Origin of the sequence: Streptomyces sp. 378 (genome assembly GCF_030124145.1) — a bacterium.
Lineage (GTDB): Bacteria > Actinomycetota > Actinomycetes > Streptomycetales > Streptomycetaceae > Streptomyces.
The window spans coordinates 1-1,848 of sequence record NZ_JASKMS010000077.1 but is presented as its reverse complement, the minus strand read 5'-3'; the positions used below and the strand labels follow the sequence as shown (position 1 = coordinate 1,848).

The 1,848-nt window shown below is 68.2% G+C and carries 1 protein-coding gene and 2 pseudogenes; all 3 read left to right on the top strand.

Features of this window, described 5'->3' with window-relative positions; genetic code table 11:
* A pseudogene (locus QNO09_RS39545) lies at window positions 1–235 on the top strand (IS630 family transposase); the annotation flags it as partial.
* Between the two features lie 238 nt (window positions 236–473).
* Complete coding sequence (locus QNO09_RS39540; RefSeq protein WP_502962421.1) at window positions 474–1,544, top strand: IS110 family RNA-guided transposase; 1,071 nt, start codon at window positions 474–476, stop codon at window positions 1,542–1,544.
* Between the two features lie 7 nt (window positions 1,545–1,551).
* Window positions 1,552–1,821: pseudogene (locus tag QNO09_RS39535) on the top strand (transposase); the annotation flags it as partial.
* Window positions 1,822–1,848 lie beyond the last annotated feature (27 nt).

The window sequence follows — 1,848 nt, the reverse complement described above, 5'->3', positions numbered from 1 at the left end:
ACCAGTGGTCCGAGTCCGCGGCCGGTCCCGCAGACGCATCTCCATCGCGGCCCTGACCTGCTACAAACCCGGCCACCGATCCCGGCTGATCTACCGGCCGAGACGAGACGACGGCCAACGCGACGGACGCAAGAGCTTCTCCTGGCGCGACTACCGAGACCTGCTGATCGCAGCCCACCAGCAGCTCGGCGGCCCGATCGTGCTCATCTGGGACAACTGTGAGACTCATGGGGCGCCGTCCGGGGCCAGGGTCTGACCCGTGGGACAACTGGCCCAAGCTGCCTTGTTGAGGATCTGTCGGCCCGCGGTCCCGGGTGGTGCTTGCTGCCGCCGGACCGGGGGAGCGTGTCTCGATAGGGGCCTTGCCGCACAAGGCACCGTCACAGTTCTGACCGCCCACCGGCCCGACGTCGGCCACAGCCCCGTGCCGATCGAGGAGCCGCGTGACCATCACCAGCATGCCCCAGCCGACTCTGTCCGCACAGCCGGGAGAATCGCCGGCAGAGGACGTCATCTTGGGGGTGGACACCCACAAGGACGTGCATGTCGCCGCCGTGATCACCGTGCTCGGCGCGCTCCTGGCCCACAAGGAGTTCCCAGCCACCGTCGCCGGATACCGCCAACTCCTCGCCTGGGCACGCTCGTTCGGTACCCTGCGCCGATCCGGTGTGGAATGCACCGGATCCTACGGAGCCGCCCTGACACGCCACCTCAGCCGGGAGAAGGTCCAGGTTCTCGAGGTTAATCAGCCCGACCGCGCCATCCGCCGCAAGCGCGGCAAGACCGACGCCGTCGATGCGGAGGCCGCCGCCCGCGCGGTACTGTCCGGCCGCGCTGACGTCACGCCCAAGACCGGCGAGGGCCCGGCCGCCGACATTCGTGTGCTGCGGCTGGCGAAGGAGTCGGCTGTCAAGGCCCGCACGCAGGCGAAGAACCAGCTCAAGGCCGTGCTACTGGGAGTTGATCCCGCGCTGCGCGAGGCACTCTCCAAGCTCACCAACACAGCCTTGATCGCCAGGTGCGCCGACCTTCCCGACTCCGGCGACGCGGCCGTCTTCACGCTCCGGTTGCTGGCCCGGCGCATCCAGCAGCTGACCACCGAGGTGAAGGAACTCGCCCGCCGGGTCACCAAGGCCGTCCGTCGCTGCCATCCGCAGCTCCTGGACGTCATTGGTGTCGGGCCCGACAGTGCCGCCGCCCTGCTGATCGCCGCCGGCGACAACCCGGAGCGGCTGGCCAGCGAGGCTTCGTTCGCCGCTCTGTGCGGCGTCAGCCCCGTCGAGCAGTCCTCCGGGAAGACCCAGCGCCGGAGGCTGAACCGCGGGGGCAACCGGCAGGCCAACGCCGCCCTCTACCGCATCGTCGTGACCCGCCTCCGCCGTGACGCCCGCACACGTCTCTACCTCGAACGACGCACGAAACAGGGCATGTCCAAACGCGAGATCATCCGCTGCCTGAAACGCTACGTCGCCCGCGAGATCTACCGTGAGATCCATCAGGCGCCGGCCTCGCCGCCTCGTCTTCTGCCGCTTGACGCAACATAGGGGCATCCTCAACGTCCACAAAGCCGCCAACTTGCGGGAGTTCGCCGAAGCCCGGGACTGGCTGACCATCTACTACCTGCCGCCCTACGCACCCGACCTCAACCCCGTCGAAGGAATCTGGTCCCTCCTGCGACGCGGCTGGCTCTCCAACGTCGCGTTCAGCACCCCCGAACACCTCGTCCAGCGCATCCGACGCGGCCTACGGCACATCCAGTACCGCAGCCACCTCATAGACGGCTGCCTCACCGAGACCGGCCTGACCATCAGACCTGCCTGATCAACCCAGCGACATCACGAGTTCAAC